Source organism: Streptomyces sp. H27-C3, from assembly GCF_030063415.1.
Lineage (GTDB): Bacteria > Actinomycetota > Actinomycetes > Streptomycetales > Streptomycetaceae > Streptomyces.
The window spans coordinates 1-19592 of record NZ_JASITA010000068.1 but is presented as its reverse complement, the minus strand read 5'-3'; the positions used below and the strand labels follow the sequence as shown (position 1 = coordinate 19592).

General features: G+C 71.6%; 20 protein-coding genes. 9 read left to right on the top strand and 11 right to left on the bottom strand.

Annotation, left to right across the window (positions count from 1 at the left end; genetic code table 11):
• Positions 1-254: 254 nt before the first annotated feature.
• From QMK30_RS36490 to QMK30_RS36480, 3 genes are read left to right on the top strand one after another with little or no spacing between them, the layout of a single operon-like run.
• The gene (locus tag QMK30_RS36490; RefSeq protein WP_283522650.1) at positions 255-932 is read left to right on the top strand and encodes a DUF998 domain-containing protein; all 678 of its coding nucleotides are present in this window, start codon (positions 255-257) and stop codon (positions 930-932) included.
• Positions 929-1810, top strand: a complete 882-nt coding sequence (locus tag QMK30_RS36485; RefSeq protein ID WP_283522649.1) for an alpha/beta fold hydrolase — start codon at positions 929-931, stop codon at positions 1808-1810. Before QMK30_RS36490 ends, QMK30_RS36485 begins: the two co-directional genes overlap by 4 nt.
• Positions 1803-2339 carry a DUF5990 family protein gene (locus tag QMK30_RS36480; protein ID WP_283522648.1) on the top strand — a complete coding sequence of 179 codons (537 nt, stop codon included), beginning with the start codon at positions 1803-1805 and terminating at the stop codon, positions 2337-2339. Before QMK30_RS36485 ends, QMK30_RS36480 begins: the two co-directional genes overlap by 8 nt.
• Before the next feature lie 42 nt (positions 2340-2381).
• Here the strand turns inward: QMK30_RS36480 and QMK30_RS36475 are convergent, their stop codons facing one another.
• The 5 genes from QMK30_RS36475 to QMK30_RS36455 form a co-directional block, all read right to left on the bottom strand.
• Positions 2382-3062: a DUF305 domain-containing protein gene (locus QMK30_RS36475; RefSeq protein ID WP_283522647.1), complete on the bottom strand. Its 681-nt coding sequence runs from the start codon at positions 3060-3062 to the stop codon at positions 2382-2384.
• Positions 3062-3712, bottom strand: a complete 651-nt coding sequence (locus QMK30_RS36470; RefSeq protein WP_283522646.1) for a thioredoxin-like domain-containing protein — start codon at positions 3710-3712, stop codon at positions 3062-3064. Before QMK30_RS36470 ends, QMK30_RS36475 begins: the two co-directional genes overlap by 1 nt.
• 64 nt (positions 3713-3776) lie before the next feature.
• Positions 3777-4100: a hypothetical protein gene (locus QMK30_RS36465; protein ID WP_283522645.1), complete on the bottom strand. Its 324-nt coding sequence runs from the start codon at positions 4098-4100 to the stop codon at positions 3777-3779.
• 271 nt (positions 4101-4371) lie between these two features.
• Positions 4372-4629, bottom strand: a complete 258-nt coding sequence (locus QMK30_RS36460) for a DUF7218 family protein (RefSeq protein WP_283522644.1) — start codon at positions 4627-4629, stop codon at positions 4372-4374.
• Between the two features lie 80 nt (positions 4630-4709).
• On the bottom strand, positions 4710-5099 hold the full coding sequence (locus tag QMK30_RS36455; RefSeq protein WP_283522643.1) for a VOC family protein: 390 nt from the start codon (positions 5097-5099) through the stop codon (positions 4710-4712).
• Between the two features lie 219 nt (positions 5100-5318).
• Here QMK30_RS36455 and QMK30_RS36450 point away from each other — a divergent pair, with 219 nt between their 5' ends.
• Both QMK30_RS36450 and QMK30_RS36445 read left to right on the top strand, forming a co-directional pair.
• Positions 5319-5690: a hypothetical protein gene (locus QMK30_RS36450; protein ID WP_283522642.1), complete on the top strand. Its 372-nt coding sequence runs from the start codon at positions 5319-5321 to the stop codon at positions 5688-5690.
• A 57-nt stretch (positions 5691-5747) separates the two neighbouring features.
• Positions 5748-6254 carry a DUF6328 family protein gene (locus tag QMK30_RS36445; protein WP_283522641.1) on the top strand — a complete coding sequence of 169 codons (507 nt, stop codon included), beginning with the start codon at positions 5748-5750 and terminating at the stop codon, positions 6252-6254.
• Between the two features lie 53 nt (positions 6255-6307).
• Here the strand turns inward: QMK30_RS36445 and QMK30_RS36440 are convergent, their stop codons facing one another.
• From QMK30_RS36440 to QMK30_RS36430, 3 genes are all read right to left on the bottom strand, one after another.
• Positions 6308-7831, bottom strand: coding sequence for a DEAD/DEAH box helicase (locus QMK30_RS36440; RefSeq protein WP_283522640.1), 1524 nt, complete (start codon positions 7829-7831; stop codon positions 6308-6310).
• A gap of 311 nt (positions 7832-8142) precedes the next feature.
• A complete protein-coding gene (locus tag QMK30_RS36435; RefSeq protein WP_028811307.1) occupies positions 8143-8346 on the bottom strand; it encodes a cold-shock protein in 204 nt (67 codons plus the stop codon).
• A 276-nt stretch (positions 8347-8622) separates the two neighbouring features.
• The gene (locus QMK30_RS36430) at positions 8623-8901 is read right to left on the bottom strand and encodes a MerR family transcriptional regulator (protein WP_283522652.1); all 279 of its coding nucleotides are present in this window, start codon (positions 8899-8901) and stop codon (positions 8623-8625) included.
• A gap of 600 nt (positions 8902-9501) precedes the next feature.
• Between QMK30_RS36430 and glnA2 the strand changes: the two genes are divergently transcribed.
• From glnA2 to QMK30_RS36415, 3 genes are all read left to right on the top strand, one after another.
• Complete coding sequence (gene glnA2 / locus QMK30_RS36425; RefSeq protein WP_283522639.1) at positions 9502-10863, top strand: gamma-glutamylpolyamine synthetase GlnA2; 1362 nt, start codon at positions 9502-9504, stop codon at positions 10861-10863.
• A 486-nt stretch (positions 10864-11349) separates the two neighbouring features.
• The gene (locus tag QMK30_RS36420; RefSeq protein ID WP_283522638.1) at positions 11350-12015 is read left to right on the top strand and encodes a HemK2/MTQ2 family protein methyltransferase; all 666 of its coding nucleotides are present in this window, start codon (positions 11350-11352) and stop codon (positions 12013-12015) included.
• 133 nt (positions 12016-12148) lie between these two features.
• Positions 12149-12376, top strand: coding sequence for a CDGSH iron-sulfur domain-containing protein (locus QMK30_RS36415; RefSeq protein ID WP_283522637.1), 228 nt, complete (start codon positions 12149-12151; stop codon positions 12374-12376).
• Between the two features lie 12 nt (positions 12377-12388).
• Here the strand turns inward: QMK30_RS36415 and QMK30_RS36410 are convergent, their stop codons facing one another.
• The 3 genes from QMK30_RS36410 to QMK30_RS36400 all read right to left on the bottom strand — a co-directional run bounded on the left by QMK30_RS36410 (position 12389) and on the right by QMK30_RS36400 (position 16238).
• A complete protein-coding gene (locus QMK30_RS36410) occupies positions 12389-13387 on the bottom strand; it encodes an iron-containing redox enzyme family protein (RefSeq protein ID WP_283522636.1) in 999 nt (332 codons plus the stop codon).
• A gap of 87 nt (positions 13388-13474) precedes the next feature.
• Positions 13475-13999 carry a pyridoxamine 5'-phosphate oxidase family protein gene (locus QMK30_RS36405; protein ID WP_283522635.1) on the bottom strand — a complete coding sequence of 175 codons (525 nt, stop codon included), beginning with the start codon at positions 13997-13999 and terminating at the stop codon, positions 13475-13477.
• Between the two features lie 67 nt (positions 14000-14066).
• Positions 14067-16238 carry a PIG-L family deacetylase gene (locus QMK30_RS36400; RefSeq protein ID WP_283522634.1) on the bottom strand — a complete coding sequence of 724 codons (2172 nt, stop codon included), beginning with the start codon at positions 16236-16238 and terminating at the stop codon, positions 14067-14069.
• A gap of 279 nt (positions 16239-16517) precedes the next feature.
• Between QMK30_RS36400 and QMK30_RS36395 the strand changes: the two genes are divergently transcribed.
• Complete coding sequence (locus QMK30_RS36395) at positions 16518-19508, top strand: bifunctional [glutamine synthetase] adenylyltransferase/[glutamine synthetase]-adenylyl-L-tyrosine phosphorylase (protein ID WP_283522651.1); 2991 nt, start codon at positions 16518-16520, stop codon at positions 19506-19508.
• Positions 19509-19592 lie beyond the last annotated feature (84 nt).

Here is a 19592-nt window from a genome sequence, read left to right as displayed (position 1 = left end):
ATACGGAGCGGGCTCCCGGCGTCCCGCGACTCCGCTCGCGGCGTTGTCGTCGGTCAACGACGCTCCGCGTCGATTCCCTCCTCCGCCCCGCAATCGCAGCCACCGGACGCCGCTCACCGATCCACTCCCTACCGCGGTGGAGGTCGTTACCCTCGCCCGGTATGCGCGGGCCGGTCGCCACCCGGCACCCCGCTCCGCGCCGGGCGCGCCCGGATCTCCGCACGGGCCACCCGGCTCCGTAACATAAGCCGCCCATGCCCCCTTACGGAACGCGGTCCGCAGCCGCCCTCCTCGCGCTCGGCGCGGTCGTGTACACCTCGTGGGTCCTCGAAGTGGTCCTCGCGACCGGCCTGGACCCCGTCCGGACGTACGTGAGCGAACTGGCCGCCGCCGACCAGCCGTTCGGCGGGCTCTTCCGGGCCACGGACCTGGTCGCCGGACTGCTCGTCCTCGCCGGCGCGCTGACGGCCCTGGTCGTGCGCAGGCCGCACCGGCCCTGGGCGGTCGTCGGCTGGGCGGGCCTGGTCCTGTTCGGCGCGGCGACCACGGCGGATTCGCGGCTGCCCCTCAGCTGCGCGCCGACCGTGGACTCGGCGTGCGCGGCCCGCGAGACGGCCGGCCTGGTCCCGGCCGCGCACGCCGCGCACGCGTGGAGCAGCAGCCTCGCGACGACCGGCGCGATCGTCGGCGTCGTGGCCCTCACGGTCGCGGCCCGCCGCTACGGCTGGTGGCCGCCCCTGGCCCGGGTCGGCCCCACCCTCGTCGCCGCGGAACTGGCAGCCACCGTCTGGACGCTGACCTCGGTCGCCCTCTTCGAGGCGGGGAACGGCACCCTGCTGTTGGGCACGGGGCAGCGGCTCCAAGTGCTGCTTGTGGCCATCTGGCTGGCGGTACTCGCGTTGTCAGTGGCACGCGAGAAGCTGTACGAGTGACATCGACGCGCAGCTTCATCCGGATCGGCGGGGTGCCGCACCATGTGACCGTCGAGGGCAGCGGCCCCGTGTGTGTGCTGAGCGCGGGGCTCGCGATGAGCTGGTTCGACTGGGACCCGGTCGTGCCGCTGCTCGCGCCCTCGCGCACGGTGGTGCGCTTCGACCGGCCGGGCCACGGCCTCAGCGGCCCGGCGGCCGGAGCGCCCACCGCGGCGGGGGAGGCGCACCGCATCGCCGCGCTCCTCGACGCGCTGTCCCTGCCGGGGCCCGCCACCGTCGTCGGTCACTCCATCGCAGGCTTCCACGTGGAGGCGTTCGCCCGCCTCCACCCCACCCGTACGGCCTCCGTCGTGCTGCTCGACTCCAGCGTCGAGGAGCACGCACGGACGCCGCCTGCCCCCGCGCTGCGCACCGCCGCCGCCCGCGCCCAGGGCGCGGGCCTCTCCGCGGTCGGCGCACCGGCGGCGCTCGGCCCCCCGGTGCGCCACGCGATCGTCCGCGCGTCGCGCACGGGCCTGGCGCCCGACCCGGCCGCCGACGCCTTGGTGCGCCGCTGCTACCGCACCTCGCGCGTCCTGCGCGGCGCGCTCCTGGAGAACACGCACTACCGCGCGGTCGCCGCCGAGCTCCTCGCGCTGCGCGACCGCTTCCCGCTGCCCGACGGCATCCCGGTCGCGGTCCTCGCGGCGCACGACGGCAGGGACGGGCATTTCACGCGAAGCCGGCTGGAGCGCCAGCGGGACCTGGCGGACGTGCTCGGTGCCCGCTTCGAAGCAGTTGGGCCCTCGGGGCACCTGCTGATGCTGGACCGCCCGGACGCGGTGGCCCGCGCCGTGGCAGGGGAAGCAGCGGTGACAGGAGAATCAGCCGATGAGTAACCGCGGGGCGACAGCCACCCGGGTGAGCCGGCGGATCACGCTGCGGATCGTCGGCAGCGACCTGCCAGGCGCGTCCTGCGGCGAGTTCCGGCACGTCCATGTCGGCACCCAGCGCGGCCGGGAGCCGGACCAGGTGGTGTCGGCCGACGAGCCGCAGGCCGTCTTCGAGATCCCCGTCGAGGTCCTCATCGACCCGCAGGGGCCGCCCGAGGCCGAGGGCGTTCGTGACGTCGAGGGTGCTTCCGCCCCAGCGGCAGAGAGTGATCCCGCCGCCGACTTCCGCGGACCGTACGTCCAGGGGCGGCCGGGGGCCCGCTTCGTCTACCTCACCTGGGGCGAGCAGCCGCCGGGCGGGGAGTTCACGATGTTCCGCCGGATCAAGCTCTTCCTCGCGGACCTGCCCACCGTGCTGATCGCCGCGGGCGGCGTGCTGGAGGGGACTCTCGGGCTCACTGACGACTGCGGGCTGCCGCTCTGTGCCGCCGTCCGTCCGCCCCGGATCGCGTGGAGCGCCGGGACGGACGGATGACGGCAGCCGCGTGAGCTTCACCTGCCGGGTGAGCCGGGCCCGTCAGGGACGCGCGGCCGCGCCCCGCGCCTTCAGCAGGTCCGCCATCAGGCCGATCTCGGACTGCTGGGCATCGACCATGCCCTGGGCGAGCGACCGTTCCGTACCGACCTCGCAGCGGTCGGCGCAGCCCTGCGCCATCGTGACCCCGCCCTTGTGGTGGTCGGTCATCAGCCGGAGGTAGAGGATCTCAGCCTGCTTGCCGTCCGCCTTGCGGAGCTTCGCCAGCTCGGCCCTGGTCGCCATGCCGGGCATCAGCGACCCGTCACGCACCTCGTGCGTCCCGTGCCCACCATGGCCGCCGTGGGCGGAGCCGCCGGACTCACCCGACGCCATCCAGGACATCGGCTCGTCCGACGAGACCTTCGGCAGCTCCCACAGATCCAGCCAGCCGAGCATCATGCCCCGCTGGTTCGCCTGGGTGTTGGCGATGTCGTACGCCAGCCTGCGCACCTCCTCGTCCTTCGTGCGGTCGCGCACGATGAACGACATCTCCACCGCCTGCTGGTGGTGCACCGACATGTCCCGGGCGAACCCGGCGTCCGCGGAGTCGACGGCGGGCGTACGGGACGCGGTGGAGGCGGCATCGTCGTTCCCGTTCCCGACGGCGACTGTGACGGCCCCCGCCGCGAACAGCAGCGCCAGGACGACGGCCGTGACGGCCGCCCAGTACGTGCGGGTCATCACGGAGTGCCCATCCCGCCCGTGCAGGCCGCGCCGGGCTCGGGCGTCTGCGGTCCCTGCACGTACTTGGTGAAGAACTGCTCGACCCGCTTGTCCGACGCGCTGTCCACCGTGAGCTGCTTGCCCCACGCACTGAGCATCAGGGCGCCGGCCTGGTCCTTGACCGGGCTTATCAGCGAGTACGACGTCTTGCCGACCTTCTCGGTGAGCTTCTTGACGTCGGCGTCCGATGCCTTGTCGTTGTACGTCACCCACACCGCGCCGTGCTCCAGCGAGTGCACCGCGTTGACCTTGGGAATCTCTTCCTTGTAGACGTTCCTGTCGCAGTTCATCCACACCTGGTTGTGGTCACCGCCGACCGGCGGCGTCATCGGGTACGAGACTTCCTTGGTGACGTGGTTGCGGCCCAACTTCTTCGCGTCCCAGGACTTCTCGCCCGTCACGGGTGCCTTCGACTGGGCCACCCGCTCTTCCTTCTTGTCGGACTCCTTCATGAAGAGGTACGACCCGAAGCCGACCAGGCCCGCGACGACCACCGCGCTGGTGACGACCGCGATGAGCCGGTTGCGACGCTCGCGCGACTGCTCGGCGCGCCGCATCTCCTCTATTCGGGCCTTACGGGAGGCGTTGGAGCCCTTGTTGCTAGCCATGGTGTTGTGTCCTTCTGGGGAAAGGGTCGGAGGATGAGAGAAGCCCGGCTGCGGGCGAGCCCAGCTACGTCCGCATCACCTGAAGGACATGGCGGCCGGGCGCGCGCGGCAGCGCCCGGGAGTCGCGGACCGGGTTCGCGAGGAGCGGCGGCGCCCGGTGCGGCGGCTCGGCGGACACCGGGGTGGCCGGCGGCGGAGCGGTGAGCACGGCGGGGGACAGGTGCGCGAAGACGCCGCAATGCTGGGAGTCGTACGGGCAGGTGTAGGCCTGGGCGCCCGGCGCCTGAACGGCGACCGTGACGGTGGCGTGCTGCTCACGGGACTCGGCGGCGCCCAGACAGACGAAGAGCGCGACAAGGAGGGTCGCCACGACGCTCAGCAGCGCCATGGGACCTGTGGTGCGCGTGATGCGCCCAGTGCGGAATCGCCGCAGTCCCCCCATGGCCCGAGATCGTAGTGGGCGCGTGCCTTTCCTACGTCATACGGGTTGCCTGCGGGCGGCCGGACATGACGAATCCGCCGGGGCGTAAATCCGTCATTCTGGTGCAAAGAGGATACGTGACGGGCGTTGCTGCCCGCCCGCGCGAGCTCATCGGAGCCGGCGCCGCGGGCGGGCAGCGGCAAGGGATACAGACCGGTGGAAACGGACAAGTGGCCGGTCAGTAGGTGCGGAGGGCCTTGATGAGCTTGCCCTTGGTCATCTTCGAGCGGCCCTCGATCCCGATCTTCTTCGCCTCGCTGTACAGGTCCGCCTTGGAACGGTCCTCGTACGCACCCGCCTTGCCGCCCTTGCGGCCCACGGCCTCGGGGGAGGAGTTCGCCGCGTCATTGGCGATCCGGGCCGCCTTCTCCTTGCTCGCGCCGTCACGGCGCAGCGCCCGATAGGTCTTCTCGTCCTTGATCTGCGGCGTCGGCACAGCGATCACCTCCGGGTCGATGGCACAGGGCCCCCACACCTCCTACGGGTACCCCGGCTGCGGCGCGCACGCCCGGCTGATCACCGGAGCGTGGGCTTCAGCGCCAGGGTGAAGGAGTGCCCGGCCGGGTCGGAGTAGACCCGCTCGTCCTGTCGGCCGGGGCTGTGCTTGGTCTCCACGGGCATGGCGCCGAGGCCCACCGCCTCGCGCTCCGCCTCGTCCATGTCGCCGCGCTCCACCAGGACGCGCAAATGCGCCTGCTGGGAGTTCTCGGGGCGGGGCCAGCTCGGCGGCGCGTAGCCGTGGTCCCTGCGCATCGCCAGATGGACGCCGTCGTGCCCGACCACCTCCACGAAGTCCGAGTCGATGCCGAGCCGGACCTCGGCGCCCAGCAGGGCGGCGTAGAACTCCGCCAGTTCCGCGGGCTCCGCGCAGTCCAGAACGAGGTAGGTGCTCTTCGCGACCGTCATGTGTTCTCCACTCTCCGAGGGCGGGCCCGGCCGGCCGACCGGTGATCTAAATACCCCGGCGTTGTCCCGGCACACCGGCGCATCGCCCCGGTGAGCGCGGGTACCCGCGCCGGGGCTGCCGGCGTCCGGACCGGTCAGCGGTCGCGCGAGCGGGCCCACCGGGCCAGGCTGGGAGAGCCGTCGGCCACAGCAGTGCACCGAAGAGAGGAAAGAACCACGGTGAACACCACAGAACAGTCCGACACCCAGGTCCTGGTGGAACTCACCGGATGCTCCAAGGAGGACGCGCACACCGTGTTCGGAGCGCTGCGCACCTCCTTCGCGTCCGACCGCGCATCCGACGACGTACCCGCGGAGCAGCCCGGAGCCCGCCCCACGGTGTGGAGTGCGACCTTCGATGTGGCCGACGTGCGGCAGCAGGCCGGGCCGACGCCGCTCACGGGTCCCGTCCCGGCCACCGTCCAGGGCGGCTACGAGGCGGTGGACCGGCTGCGCGGGCAGCTCGACGCCGCGTTCACCGTGCATGAGGAGGGCACCGCGTCCGGAGACCAGGAGAAGGAGCTGCAACTACGGCTGGAAAGCGGGCACTAGCTCAGTAACAGGCACCGGGCGCACGGAAGCCGGGTGCACGAAGAGGGAGTTTTGCCAATGCCGGCCGACAAGACTCATGACACCAAGGGCGCGAGACGGGGGCGCGACGAATCGCCCGAGGAGCGCGCGGACCGCCAATGGGCGGAACTGCTCCAGGAACTGCGGGTCGCGCAGACCGGCGTGCAGATCCTCTTCGGGTTCCTGCTCACCGTCGTCTTCCAGCCGCGTTTCACCGAACTGTCGTACGTCGACCGGAACATCTACATAGTCACCGTCATCCTGGGCGCGACCACGATGGGCGCACTCGTCGGCCCGGTGTCGTTCCACCGGCTGGTCACCGGGCGGCGGATGAAGGAGGAGGCGGTGATCTGGGCCTCCCGGCTCACCGTCTGCGGACTGCTCCTGCTGCTCTGCACGATGGCCTCGGCCCTGCTGCTCATACTCCGCGTCGCACTGCACAACACCTTCGCGCTGTGGCTGGTCGGCGGCCTGGTGCTGTGGTTCGTACTGTGCTGGTTCGTGTTGCCCGCCTGGGCCCTTCACGCAAGTATGGCCAAGGACTGACCGGAGTCAGTCCTTGGCCATACAGGTCAAGCCTTACGCGTGTTCACACGTTGTTACGCGGCGCCGCCACGGGTGCCGGTGCCGGTGCCGTACGCGGTGCGGCGCGACTGCGCCGGCGCGCTGCGGCGGCCACGCTGCGAAGCGGCACTGCGCTTCGGGCGCTCCGAGACCGGCGACGAGATGACCACGGGGACACCGGAGGGGGCCTGCGCACCGGTGATCCTGGCGAGCTCGGCGTCGCCGGAACGGACCTGGGCGGTGTGCGGGGTGATCCCGGCGGCCATCATCAGGCGGGTCATCTCGCGGCGCTGGTTGGGCTGCACCAGAGTCACGACACTGCCGGACTCACCGGCGCGGGCGGTACGGCCGCCGCGGTGCAGGTAGTCCTTGTGGTCGGTGGGCGGGTCGACGTTGACGACCAGGTCGAGGTTGTCGACGTGGATGCCGCGCGCCGCCACGTTGGTCGCCACCAGCACGGTGACGTGACCGCTCTTGAACTGGTCGAGGGTCCGGGTGCGCTGCGGCTGCGACTTGCCGCCGTGCAGCGCCGCCGCCCGGACACCGCTGTGCAGCAGGTCGCGGGTCAGCCGGTCCACCGCGTGCTTGGTGTCCAGGAACATGATCACCTTGCCCTCGCGGGCCGCGATCTCGGTGGTCGTGGCCTGCTTGTCGGCGGGGTGGACGTGCAGGAGGTGGTGCTCCATCGTCGTGACGGCGCCCTTTGAGGGGTCCACCGAGTGCACGACCGGGTCCTCCAGGTAGTTCCGGACGAGCCGGTCGACGTTACGGTCCAGGGTGGCCGAGAACAGCATCGTCTGGCCGCCGGGCGCGACCTGCTGAAGCAGCTCGGTGACCTGCGGCATGAAGCCCATGTCCGTCATCTGGTCGGCCTCGTCGAGGACCGTGATCTTCACCTGGTCCAGGCTGCAGTCACGGCGCTCGATGAGGTCCTTGAGGCGGCCCGGCGTCGCGACGACGACCTCGGCCCCACCTCGCAGCGCACCGGCCTGGCGGCCGATGGACATGCCGCCGACGACCGTGGCCAGGCGCAGCCGGACGGCGCGGGCGTAGGGGGTGAGCGCGTCGGTGACCTGCTGGGCCAGCTCGCGGGTCGGGACCAGGATCAGGGCCAGCGGCTGACGCGGCTCGGCGCGCTGACCGGCGGTCCTGGCCAGCAGCGCCAGGCCGAAGGCGAGGGTCTTGCCGGAGCCGGTGCGGCCGCGGCCCAGGACATCACGTCCGGTGAGCGCGTTCGGCAGCGTGGCGGCCTGGATCGGGAACGGAACGGTGACGCCCTGGGCGGTCAGCGCGGCGAGCAGCGCCGCGGGCATGTCCAGGTCGGCGAAGGCCTCGACGGCGGGCAGTGCCGGAGTCGTGCTGACCGGCAGGGCGAACTCACCCTGCGGAGCGACGGACTGGCGGCGGGCCGGCGGGCGTCCGCCGGAAGAGCGGGTGGGAGCCTGCGAGCGGAAACGCTCGGTGCTGCTGCCACCACTGCGACCGCCACTGGCGGCACCGGCGTGACCGCCGGAACGGGGGCGGGCGAAGCGGTCGTTGGAGCGTGCTGTGCGGTTCATGCTGAACCTTCCTCGATGGGCACGTATCGAGGAATTCCGGGCAGCAGAGTGTGCCGCAAGGAACCGCAAGAACGAGCCGAGATAAAAAAGCCGAAATGAAGTCCGTGCTGAAAGGTGAATACCTTGGATCAGACGCTTCGAAGTGGCTGGGATCCGCTCATGGAAAGCGGAGGGAATGGGGTCGGCGTGAATCGTGGCCGACCGCTCATGCTCGATCGCGGAATGCGGCGATCGATTGGGGGCAACGATCCGGAGCAACGAGTCGGGGCCCGCACCCTCAGGTGCGGGCCCCACTCGTGTACGCGTCAGCGTCAGGCGGGAACGATGTTCTCGGCCTGCGGGCCCTTCTGGCCCTGCGTGACGTCGAAGGTCACCTTCTGGCCTTCCTGAAGCTCACGGAAGCCCTGCGTGGCGATGTTGGAGTAGTGGGCGAAGACGTCAGCGCCGCCACCCTCCTGCTCGATGAAGCCAAAGCCCTTTTCTGCGTTGAACCACTTCACGGTGCCAGAAGCCATTTTTTTTTCTCCTTTTGGAGCTGTGCTGGAGGACCACCCTGTGTGGACCTCGCGTCGCGTTGCCGCGATGATTGCCCCGTCCGGAAAAAGCACCGGAAATACGAAAGTGCGCCCAGCAGCAGATGGCTGCGGGAGCACTTGAAGTTTTTGGGAACCACAACTGCAACTGAGATCAACAGTAGCACGGTGTGGGCGGTCGGGCGGGGAGGGCTATGTCACTCTGTCGTGGCGCCATAAACCCTCCACGCCCGCCTCTTAAATTCTGTAGCTGCGGGACTAGATATGGCGATTCGCGAACCCCTCGCCATGTCTGCGCAGCCCCTCATTGATCTTCAGGGCGTCTTCCAGCTGGTCTTCGAGAATGACGATCCGGCAGGCGGCGTCGATCGGGGTGCCCTGGTCGACCAGTTCGCGGGCGCGGGCGGCGATGCGCAGCTGATAGCGGGAGTACCTGCGGTGGCCGCCGTCGGAGCGCAGCGGGGCGATCAGGCGTGCGTCGCCGATGGCCCGCAGGAAGGCGGGGGTCGTGCCGATCATCTCGGCCGCCCGGCCCATGGTGTAGGCGGGGTAGTCGTCGTCGTCGAACCGGTCTGCCCCGGTGGTCCGGGTATTGCGGTGGATCTCTGCGGTCACTTGCACCATCTTCTGAAACGCGCTTTCCGGTACGCGTGGAGCGGGTCTCTCCAAGTGTGGCATGTCTGCTTCGGCCGTGACAGATTTCCTGTGCCGGGGCCCCGGCCCGGACGGGACAGGGCCCCGGGCGGCGGCGATGCGGAACGAGGGCTGTCCGTGTGCGCCCTTGTGTGCCCTTGTGCGCCGGGGACCGTGCGCGCGACCTTGGCAGCACAGGGTGGGAACGCTGACGGAGTCAACCGGCGGGCCGCACCACCCTCGGGGCGGAGTCCGTCCTGCCTGTCATGCCTGATTCTGCCGCGCGAGGAGCACGTCTCGGCCGCGTTCATCGAGCTCGCCGGCACCCTCGTGCGTGACGCACCTGTCAGCAGGCAGTATGGGCCGGGAAGCGGGACGCCCGGTGGACACGGGTTGTTCGGCCCGGGACCCGCAACGTGTTGGAAACCGTGTGGTGGGATGCTCAAAGGCCCCCTCGCGCCCGCGGCGTGGGAGCAGGCGCTTGACCAGCAAGGATGGGTGGAAATGGATAAGCAGCAGGAATTCGTGCTCCGTACGCTTGAGGAGCGCGACATCCGTTTCGTGCGCCTGTGGTTCACCGATGTGCTCGGCTTTCTGAAGTCGGTCGCGGTGGCCCCGGCGGAGCTGGAGCAGGCCTTCGACGAGGGCATCGGCTTCGACGGCTCGGCGATCGAGGGCTTTGCCCGCGTCTACGAGTCCGACATGATCGCCAAGCCCGATCCCGCCACTTTCCAGATCCTGCCCTGGCGGGCCGAGGCCCCCGGCACGGCGCGCATGTTCTGCGACATCCTGATGCCCGACGGCTCGCCGTCCTTCGCCGATCCCCGCTATGTGCTCAAGCGGATCCTCGCCAAGACCTCGGACCTGGGTTTCACCTTCTACACCCACCCCGAGATCGAGTTCTTCCTGCTGAAGAACAAGCCCCTGGACGGCACCCGGCCCACGCCCGCCGACAACTCCGGCTATTTCGACCACACCCCCCAGAACGTCGGCATGGACTTCCGCCGCCAGGCGATCACCATGCTCGAATCCATGGGGATCTCCGTCGAGTTCAGCCACCACGAGGGCGCCCCCGGCCAGCAGGAGATCGACCTGCGGTACGCCGACGCGCTCTCCACCGCCGACAACATCATGACGTTCCGACTCGTCATGAAGCAGGTCGCGCTGGAGCAGGGCGTGCAGGCCACCTTCATGCCGAAGCCGTTCAGCGAATTCCCCGGCTCCGGCATGCACACCCACCTCTCCCTCTTCGAGGGCGACCGCAACGCGTTCTACGAGTCCGGCTCCGAGTACCAGCTCTCCAAGGTCGGCCGGTCCTTCATCGCGGGTCTGCTCAAGCACGCCGCGGAGATCTCGGCCGTCACCAACCAGTGGGTCAACTCCTACAAGCGCATCTGGGGCGGCTCCACCCGCACCGCGGGCTCCGGCGGCGAGGCACCCTCGTACATCTGCTGGGGCCACAACAACCGCTCCGCGCTGATCCGCGTCCCCATGTACAAGCCCGGCAAGACCGGCTCGGCCCGCGTCGAGGTCCGCTCCATCGACTCCGGCGCCAACCCGTACCTGACGTACTCCGTCCTGCTCGCCGCAGGCCTCAAGGGCATCGAAGAGGGCTACGAGCTGCCGCCGGGCGCCGACGACGACGTATGGGCGCTGTCCGACGCCGAGCGCCGCGCGATGGGCATCGAGCCGCTGCCGCAGAACCTGGGCGAGGCCATCACCCTGATGGAGCGCAGCGAACTGGTCGCCGAGACGCTGGGTGAGCACGTCTTCGATTTCTTTCTGCGCAACAAGAAGCAGGAGTGGGAGGAGTACCGCAGCGAGGTCACCGCCTTCGAGCTGCGGAAGAACCTGCCGGTGCTGTAACGACCTCGGGGGCGATGGCGCGCGGGCTCCCGACGCCCCGCGACTCCGCCTCCGGCGTTGTCGTCGGTCGACGACGCTCCGCGTCGCCTCCCTCCTCCGCCTAAGATGCGAAGCCGCAGGACGCCGCTCGCTGATCCACGCTCCATTGCCCCCGAGGTCGTAAGCGGTCCCGGGGCAGCGTCTCGTTCCACGTCCGGGCGAACACCCGGCGCTGCCCCTCGTGGCCGGCCACCACCCGCCCCATTGGCCGCAGCCCGACGACAAATCTCGGCGGCTCCACGGCCACCCCCACCTCGACTTCGACGTCATCGGCCTCGCGGGTCACCCCTTCTGCCTCTGCCGTCAGCCGCGCAACGGGCGAAGATCGTGGGCGAGCAGGCTTTCATCGAGTCGATCGGGGCACCGGAACGTCATGCCGAAACCTGAGCGCCTTCAGTCTTCGCCGGTGACCGGCCGCGCGGTACGCGCCGAGGCGTCGGACAACCGATGACCGTGCGGATCTTCGCGCTTCCGGGTGTCTACGCGCCGCAGGACGACACCTCCGTGCTGGCCTCGGCCCTCCGCGGGGAACCGCTGCTCAGTGGCTCCGACGTCCTGGACGTCGGTACCGGCTCGGGAGCGCTGGCCGTGGCCGCCGCCCGGCACGGCGCCGCCCGGGTCACCGCGGTCGACGTGTCGCTCCGCGCCGTGCTCACCGCCCGGCTGAACGCCCGGCTGGCCGGGTACGGCCGGATCGTGCGGGTGCGCCGGGGGGACCTCCTGGAGCCGGTCCGCGGACGCCGCTTCGATCTCGTCCTGGCCAATCCGCCCTACGTACCCTCGCCGGACCTCCGCCTGCCGCACCGGGGACCGGCGCGGGCGTGGGACGCCAGCGGCGACGGGAGGGCGGTGGTGGACCGGCTGTGCGCGCGAGTCCCGGGCCTGCTGGGCCCGGGGGGCGTTTTCCTGCTGGTGCACTCCGCGCTGTGCGGCACGACGCCGACCGTGCGGCAGCTCACGGCGCAGGGGCTTGAGGTGCAGGTGACCGACCGGTGCTTCGTGCCGTTCGGTCCCGTCATGCGCGAGCGGGCCGGCTGGCTGGAGTCCCGGGGGCTGATCGTGCCGGGACAGGACAAGGAGGAGCTGGTGGTGTTCCGTGCGCAGCGGCCATGACGTACCCGCAGGGCAAGAAGTGCCCGCAGGGCATGAGGTACCCGCAGGGCATGAGGTACCCGCAGGGCATGAGGTACCCGCAGGGCATGAGGTACCCGCGGGCCATGAGGTACCCGCGGGCCATGAGGGGCCCGTGGACCATGACGTCCCCACGCGTGGCGGTGGCGGGGACGTCCGGCGGGTGACCCAGGAGCCGGGCGGGCCCCTACTGATCGAGGGGCCCGTCGAGGTCGTCACCGAGGACGGAGCCACCGTCCGGTCGGACCGGCCCGTGGTCGCGCTCTGCACCTGCCGGCGCAGCCGCATCTTCCCGTGGTGCGACACCAGCCATCGCGGGCGCCGCAAGCCGTCGGCCGCGTAGCGGGCCGTGGGGTCAGAGGGGGACGCGCAGCGAGCTCTCCCGGGCCCGCCAGGCACCGAGGAGCTGCTCTCCCAGCCGGTCCTCCAGCCAGTCGGTGGCCGCGATCCCGAAGGCCACGTCCGGCGCCAGCTCCGGTTCGTCCGCCAGCAGCCCCGCCACGACATCACGCCGTACGACCTGCTCATGGACGGCGTCCGCCGCCACGTGCTCCGCGTAGAAGTGGACCGCGGCCGGGCCCGCCCCCAGTCGTTCCATCGCCGTCGCCAGGCGTCGCGAGCCGGGCGACGAAGTGACCTCGACATGCGCGAAGTGGCCGACGAGCGCCCCCCGGTGCGCCCGGTGCAGGCCGAAGAGCGACATCAGGTTGACGACGGCCAGCATCTGCCGCGACCCGGCCGCCAGGTAGTGGCCGTACGCGGTGTCGAGGCCCAGATCCGCCAGCAGGTCGGCGAACAGGCCCGAGTGCACCCTCTCCGCGCGCCCCGCGCCGAACTCGTCGTACTCCACCGCGGCCATCCCTGCCTTGGCGCGCCCGGTCAGGCGGGGGATCACCCAGACATGCGGGTCGGCCTCCTTGAGGTGGTAGAGCGAGCGGTGGGCGGCGTACTCGCGCAGGTGGCGCAGCTCGCCCTCGTCGCGCAGGAAGTACGAGACGCCCTCGCCGTCCACCGGTTCGAGCAGCAGCTCCTCCAGCGCCGCCGCCACGCTGTCCGCGGGAGTGATGTCGGAGCGCAGCGCGTCGAGGAACCGCCGCTCCAGCGCGGCGCGCAGCCCCAGCAGCCGCGGATTCCACTCCCAGGAGTCGTCGACCCCGCTGAAGCCCCGGTAGTGCAGCTCGTAGCAGAGGTACAGGGCGAGCTGGAGGTCGTCGCCATACGGCTCGGCGCGCGCCACCGCCTCGTCGTCCGGCAGTTTGCGCGCCGCGCCCGGCGTGTGGGCGAGTGCCTCGACGACCAGGGCGGACAGCGGCCCGCGGGTCGGCGGCAACTTGCTCACCGGGGCGGCGCTCATGACGCGTACATCTGATCAAGGAACATGGCACACGGGTTCCCGCCGGTCACCAGAACGAACCCCGTCGCCCTGTCCTCGCGTCGCCGGTCAGAAGGTCCAGCGGTTCTGGCTGTAGACGCCCCGGCCGAATCCGAGGACCTTGCTGGGCGCCACCCGGAACACCAGGGCCCGGCCGCCGTCGCCGTGGAAGGCTCCGTCGCGTACGTCGAAATGCCAGACCTTGCCGTACTTCTGCTCATACGCCTTGGCGAGGCGGCGCAGCCGGGGCTCGTCGGTCTCCTGGACCGCTTCGCCCTCGACGACCAGGTCGAAGCCCTCGTTCAGGGCGTTGGAACCGGTGGTCAGTACGACCTGGGGGTTGGCTTCGAGGTTCTTCGCCTTGCGTTCCGCCGGGCCGGTGCAGAAGTGCAGGGCTTCGGCCAGCCAGACGCCCAGCAGCGGGGTGACGTGCGGGCGGCCCTGTGGACGTACGGTCGTCAGCCAGAAGATCTCCGCCTGCTCAAGCTGCTCGACCGCCGCCGGCCACGAGGCCGCGGTGGCGTTCTTGTCGCTGTAGCGGGTGTCCAGGGTGGCTTCGTGGCGGGTGTCCGGTGTGGCTTCGTTCTCGGGCACGACAGCTTCCTCTCGCTCACGGGCAATTTTCCTTCTCCGAAGGACAGACCGCAGCCGGGAGCGAAAGTCATCGGGTGTCCGCGCCCGCCCCGGCCGCGTCCGGCGCCGGGCCCACCGGCTGCCAGGCGGCGGCCTCCCGGTCGCCCGCGCCCCGGCTGCTCCAGTAGAGGCGCCCGTCCAGGCCCACCGCCGCCACGCAGCTCGACCCCGACGGGTCGGTGGTGGCCGCGGGGGCGCCCGCGAACAGGAAGTCGCCCCGCTGCCACCGGGGCCGGCCCGCCGCGTCCCCGGACAGCACGGCCGTGCCGAGGTGCCCCGAGCCGTCGCGCGCCGCCAGCAGCGTGCCGGTGGCCTTCGCGCCCGTGCCGCGCATGCCCTTGCTGCCCGCGCCGGGGCCGCCCGTGCCGGTCGCGCCCACCGGGCCGAAACCGGCCCGGCCGCCCAGGTCCGTGACGGTGGCCGGGTACGAGGTGGCCCCGCCGGTGAAGCGGGCCGCGAGGACGGTCCCCGAGCCGGGCTTGCGGAAGAACAGCCGTACGCCGTCGCCGTCCGCCCGCACGGTCATCGGCAGCGTGCTCGCCGGCAGACCGGTCGCGACCGGGCCGCGCAGCGGGGCGCCGGGCGCGTCCTGGGTCCAGGCGAGGGACGACGTGAGGGTGTGCGCGAAGACGTACTGGCGGCCCGCACGGTCGGTGGCGACGACGGGGTCGCCGTACACCGTCCGGCCGCCGATGGCCCGCCACGGCGCCCAGCTGCCGTCCGGGCGCTGCGCACGGGAGCTCAGCGCGTGGCCGCCGTCGCGGAGGTAGACCGTCGCGCGGCCCATGTGGTCCGCGGCCACCGCGGGCTCGCTGATGTCCAGGGACCGGGCCGCGCCGGGCGGCCTCGGCATCCCGAGCGAGCGCCAGGGCCCGAACGCCCCGCCGGGCCTGCGCTGCGCGGCGGTGACGACGTCCCTGCGGTAGCCCGCCGGACCGTCGAAGGACGTCCGGGTCGCGAAGAGGGCGATGCGGCCGTCGGGGAGCTTCTCGGAGACGACCCCGCTGTCCATCCCGGCGCCGGGCAGCAGCTTCGGCCCGCTCCACCCGCCCTGGTCGCCGGGCGGCCGGTGCCACACGGCGACCCGGGTGTCGAGCACCGAGAACGCCCACAGCTCGCCGCCCGACCCGCTCTGCAGCCAGGACGTGCCGGTGTTGCGGGAGTAGCGGATGCCGGGAGCCCAGCCGTGGCCCGCGGGCCGAGCCGCGACCTTGCGGTCGCCGCAGCCCGCCTCCGCGTCGCAGTAATTGCTGGGGTACTCGCTCCACGCGTACGTCTTGAGGATGCGCAGCTTGTCGCGCAGCGCCGCCGGGTCCAGGACGTGCGGCAGCCTGCCGTTGAGGTAACCCAGGTAGTTCTGGACGGTGAAGTGGGGGTGACCCGCGACCTCGCCGTACCGGGCGAGCGCCCGCTGGGCGAACCTGGCGCCGTACATGTGGTCCTGGTGGTCGGGGTAGAGGTGCGGATTGGGTATCCGGCCGTTCGTCGGGTCCAGCATCCGCACGAAGGTCGGCTCGAAGCGCTTCAGCACCCCGGTGATCGTCTGTTCGACCTGGTCCTTGGAGTACGTGTAGTTCTCGGTGACCGGGGTCCCGGACGACAGCTCCGATGCCAGCCGCTCCACCCGTCCGTCCCAGAGCCCGTGCAGGCTGTGCGGCCGGTTCGCGGTGCTGCTGCCCGCCTCGTGCAGCTGCAGCCAGACCAGGTTGACCTCGGGGCGCGCCTTGAGGGTGTCGAGCTCGGCCCAGCCGCCGCCGTCGGTGCGGATCGCGGAGCGCTGCCAGTCGCCGGTGCGGTCGCCGGTGGCCATCTCCGCGTACGCGGCCCGGATGCCGTTCTGTCGGGCCTCCGCGTATCGCGCCTTGTCGGCGGCGGGCAGCGGGATGCCCTTGTACTTGCGTCCCCGGGGCGCGTTGATGCCGTCCGCCTCGCCCGCGGTCAGATACACCGAGGCCAGGCTGTGGCCGGAGCGCAGCGACTGGCTGAGGTCGGGGTTCATGAAGAAGAGGTCGTCGTCCGGGTGGGAGACGATCTGCACCACGGACTCACCGTCGGTGCGGACCGGCTCGACCGTGGCGGCCGTGGATCCGGACGGGACGGCCAGCTGGATTCCCGCCACCGTGACCAAGAGGGAGGCAAGCAGGAGGCTGGGCAGACCGCGGCGGGACAGGGGGGCGGAACGACGGGCCCTGGGCGACATAGGAATGGTGCTTTCGGTGTGCGGCGGAGACATGTGGGGGAGCAGGCGCCCAGGACGGCGCTGATCCTTGCGCTGACGGTTGAGCAGCAGTGAAGACGGTAGAACGGGGCATCGCGTTCATCGCTATGGAAACCGGTTGATGTTGCACATGTCACTGCATCTGCACGTGCCTGACCTGCGGGCGGACCCGGGGCGGGCCGCCCCCCGCTCCATGGGGCTAGGCTCATGAACCGGACCTTGATGGGACGGGACACTCCGGCGGTCGTACGGGAGGCAGGCATGGCGGTTCCCGGGCGCAGAAGCAGCACCTTCACGCGGCTGCTGCGGCACGGATTCACCCACCCGTCCACCGCCGAGCGGCATCTCGACGCCCCGGAACTGTCCGGCGTACGCACCGATCCGGTGCTCCTGGACGCGCTCGGCGCGACCGCCGACCCCGATCTGGCGCTGCTCGGCCTGCTGCGGCTGGTGGAGGCGCAGGACCCGGACGAACGGCAAGCCCTCCTCGACACCCTGGTCACCGCCAAGCCGCTGCGGGACCGGCTGCTCGGGGTGCTCGGCGCCTCCGAGGCGCTCGGCGACCATCTGGCGCGCCACCCGCGCGACTGGCACGCGCTCGTCACCTACGAGGCGGCGGACCTGCACCCCGGGGTTGCCGAGTTCGAGCGCGGACTCGCGGAGGCCGACGACCCGGTGAAGCTGCGGGTCGCCTACCGCCGCTGCCTGCTGGCCATCGCAGCCCGCGACGTGTGCGGCACGACCGACGTCGCCCAGGCCGCCGCCGAACTGGCCGACCTGGCGACCGCCACACTGCGGGCGGCGCTCGCCATCGCCCGCAGGGCCGCGCCCGACGACGCCGCGATCTGCCGGCTCGCGGTCATCGCCATGGGCAAGTGCGGCGGCCACGAGCTGAACTACGTCTCCGACGTCGACGTGATCTTCGTGGGCGAGGCGGCGGACGGCGCCGACGAGGACAAGGCCGTACGCGCGGCGGCCCGGCTCGCCTCCCATCTGATGCGGATCTGCTCGGAGACGAACGAGGAGGGCACGATCTGGCCGGTGGACGCCAATCTGCGGCCCGAGGGACGCAACGGCCCGCTGGTACGGACCCTCTCCAGCCACCTCGCCTACTACCAGCGGTGGGCCAAGACCTGGGAGTTCCAGGCGCTGCTCAAGGCCCGCCCGGTGGCCGGCGACCCGGGGCTGGGCGATGAGTACATGGCGGCCGTGTCACCCCTGGTGTGGCAGGCCGCCGAGCGCGAGCACTTCGTGCCCGACGTACAGAAGATGCGCCGCCGCGTCGTCGACAACATCCCGGTCGCCCAGATCGAGCGCGAGCTCAAGCTGGGGCCCGGCGGCCTGCGCGACGTCGAGTTCGCCGTGCAGCTGCTGCAACTGGTCCACGGGCGCAGCGACGCCAGCCTGCACAGCGGATCGACCCTGGAGGCGCTCGGCGCCCTCGCTGCGGGCGGCTATGTGGGGCGGGCCGACGCCGCGCAGCTCGACGAGGCGTACCGCTTCCTGCGCTCGATGGAGCACCGCATCCAGCTCTACCGGCTGCGGCGCACCCACCTGGTCCCCGAGGAGGAGCCCGATCTGCGGCGCCTCGGGCGGTCGCTGGGGCTGCGCGTGGAGCCCGTCGCGCAGCTGAACCGGGCATGGAAGCGGCACGCGTCGGTGGTGCGCCGGCTGCACGAGAAGATCTTCTACCGGCCGTTGCTCGACGCCGTCGCGCAGCTCGCGCCGGGCGAGATCCGGCTCAGCCCCAAGGCTGCCGGGCAGCGGCTCGAAGCGCTGGGGTACGCCGACCCCGTGGGCGCCCTGCGCCACCTGGAGGCCCTGTCCTCGGGCGTGACCCGCAAGGCCGCGATCCAGCGGACCCTGCTGCCGGTGCTGCTCGGCTGGTTCGCGGACTCCGCCGACCCGGACGCCGGACTGCTGGGCTTCCGCAAGGTGTCCGACGCGCTGGGCAAGACCCCCTGGTACCTGCGGCTGCTGCGGGACGAGGGCGCCGCCGCGGAGAACCTGGCGCGTGTGCTGTCCGCCGGGCGGCTCGCCCCCGACCTGCTGCTGCGGGCCCCGGAGGCGGTGGCCCTCCTCGGTGACCCGGAGGGGCTGAAGCCGCGCGGCCGGGCCCATCTGGAGCAGGAGGTACTGGCCGCGGTCGGGCGTGCGGACGGCGCGCAGGCCGCCGTCGCCGCGGCGCGCGGGGTACGGCGCCGTGAACTGTTCCGTACGGCCGCGGGGGACCTCATCGGCTCGTACGGCACGGAGGAGAGCCCCGCGGAGTCCGACCCGGGCGCGCTCGTCGACCGCGTCGGCAACGCGCTGACCGACCTGAACGCCGCGACTCTGTCCGGTGCGCTGCGGGCCGCGGTGCGTGAGCAGTGGGGGGACACCCTGCCGACGAGGTTCGCGGTCATAGGGATGGGACGGTTCGGCGGCCACGAACTGGGCTACGGCTCCGACGCGGACGTCCTGTTCGTCCATGAGCCGCGCGAGGGCGCCGACGAGCAGGAGGCGGCCCGGGCCGCCAACACGGTCGTCGCCGAGATGCGGCGGCTGCTCCAACTGCCCACTTCGGACCCGCCGTTGATGATCGACGCGGATCTGCGCCCGGAGGGCAAGAGCGGGCCGATGGTGCGGACCCTGAAGTCGTACGAGGCGTACTACCGGCGCTGGTCGCTGGGCTGGGAGAGCCAGGCGCTGCTGCGCGCCGAGCCGATGGCGGGCGACGCGGACCTCGGGGCCCGTTTCATCGACCTCGTCGACCCGCTGCGCTACCCGGCGGAGGGCCTCGGCGAGGACGCGGTGCGCGAGATCCGGCGGCTCAAGGCCCGGATGGAGTCTGAGCGCATGCCGCGCGGCGCCGACCCGACGCTGCACGCGAAGCTGGGCCGCGGCGGCCTGTCCGACGTGGAGTGGACGGTGCAGCTGATCCAGATGCGGCACGGGTGGGCCGAGCCGGGCCTGCGTACCACCCGCACCCGCGACGCGCTGGCCGCGGCGCACGCGGCGGAGCTCATCTCGACGGAGGACGCGTCGGTGCTCGACGAGGCGTGGGTGCTGGCGACGCGGGTGCGCAACGCGGTGATGCTCGTGCGCGGCCGGGCCGGCGACACGTTCCCCTCGGACGGCAAGGAACTGGGCGCGATGGGGCGGTACTTGGGGTACGAGTCCGGGCACGTCGGGGACATGCTGGACGACTACCGGCGTACGACGCGCAGGGCCCGGGGTGTCATGGAGGAGCTGTTCTACGGGGCGGTGTAGGGGTGTGGCGCCCGTGGGCCTGCGGGCGCGGACGGGCCGCCGCGCCGGATCCCGCTTCCCGAACGTCGGAGGGGCTGAATGTGC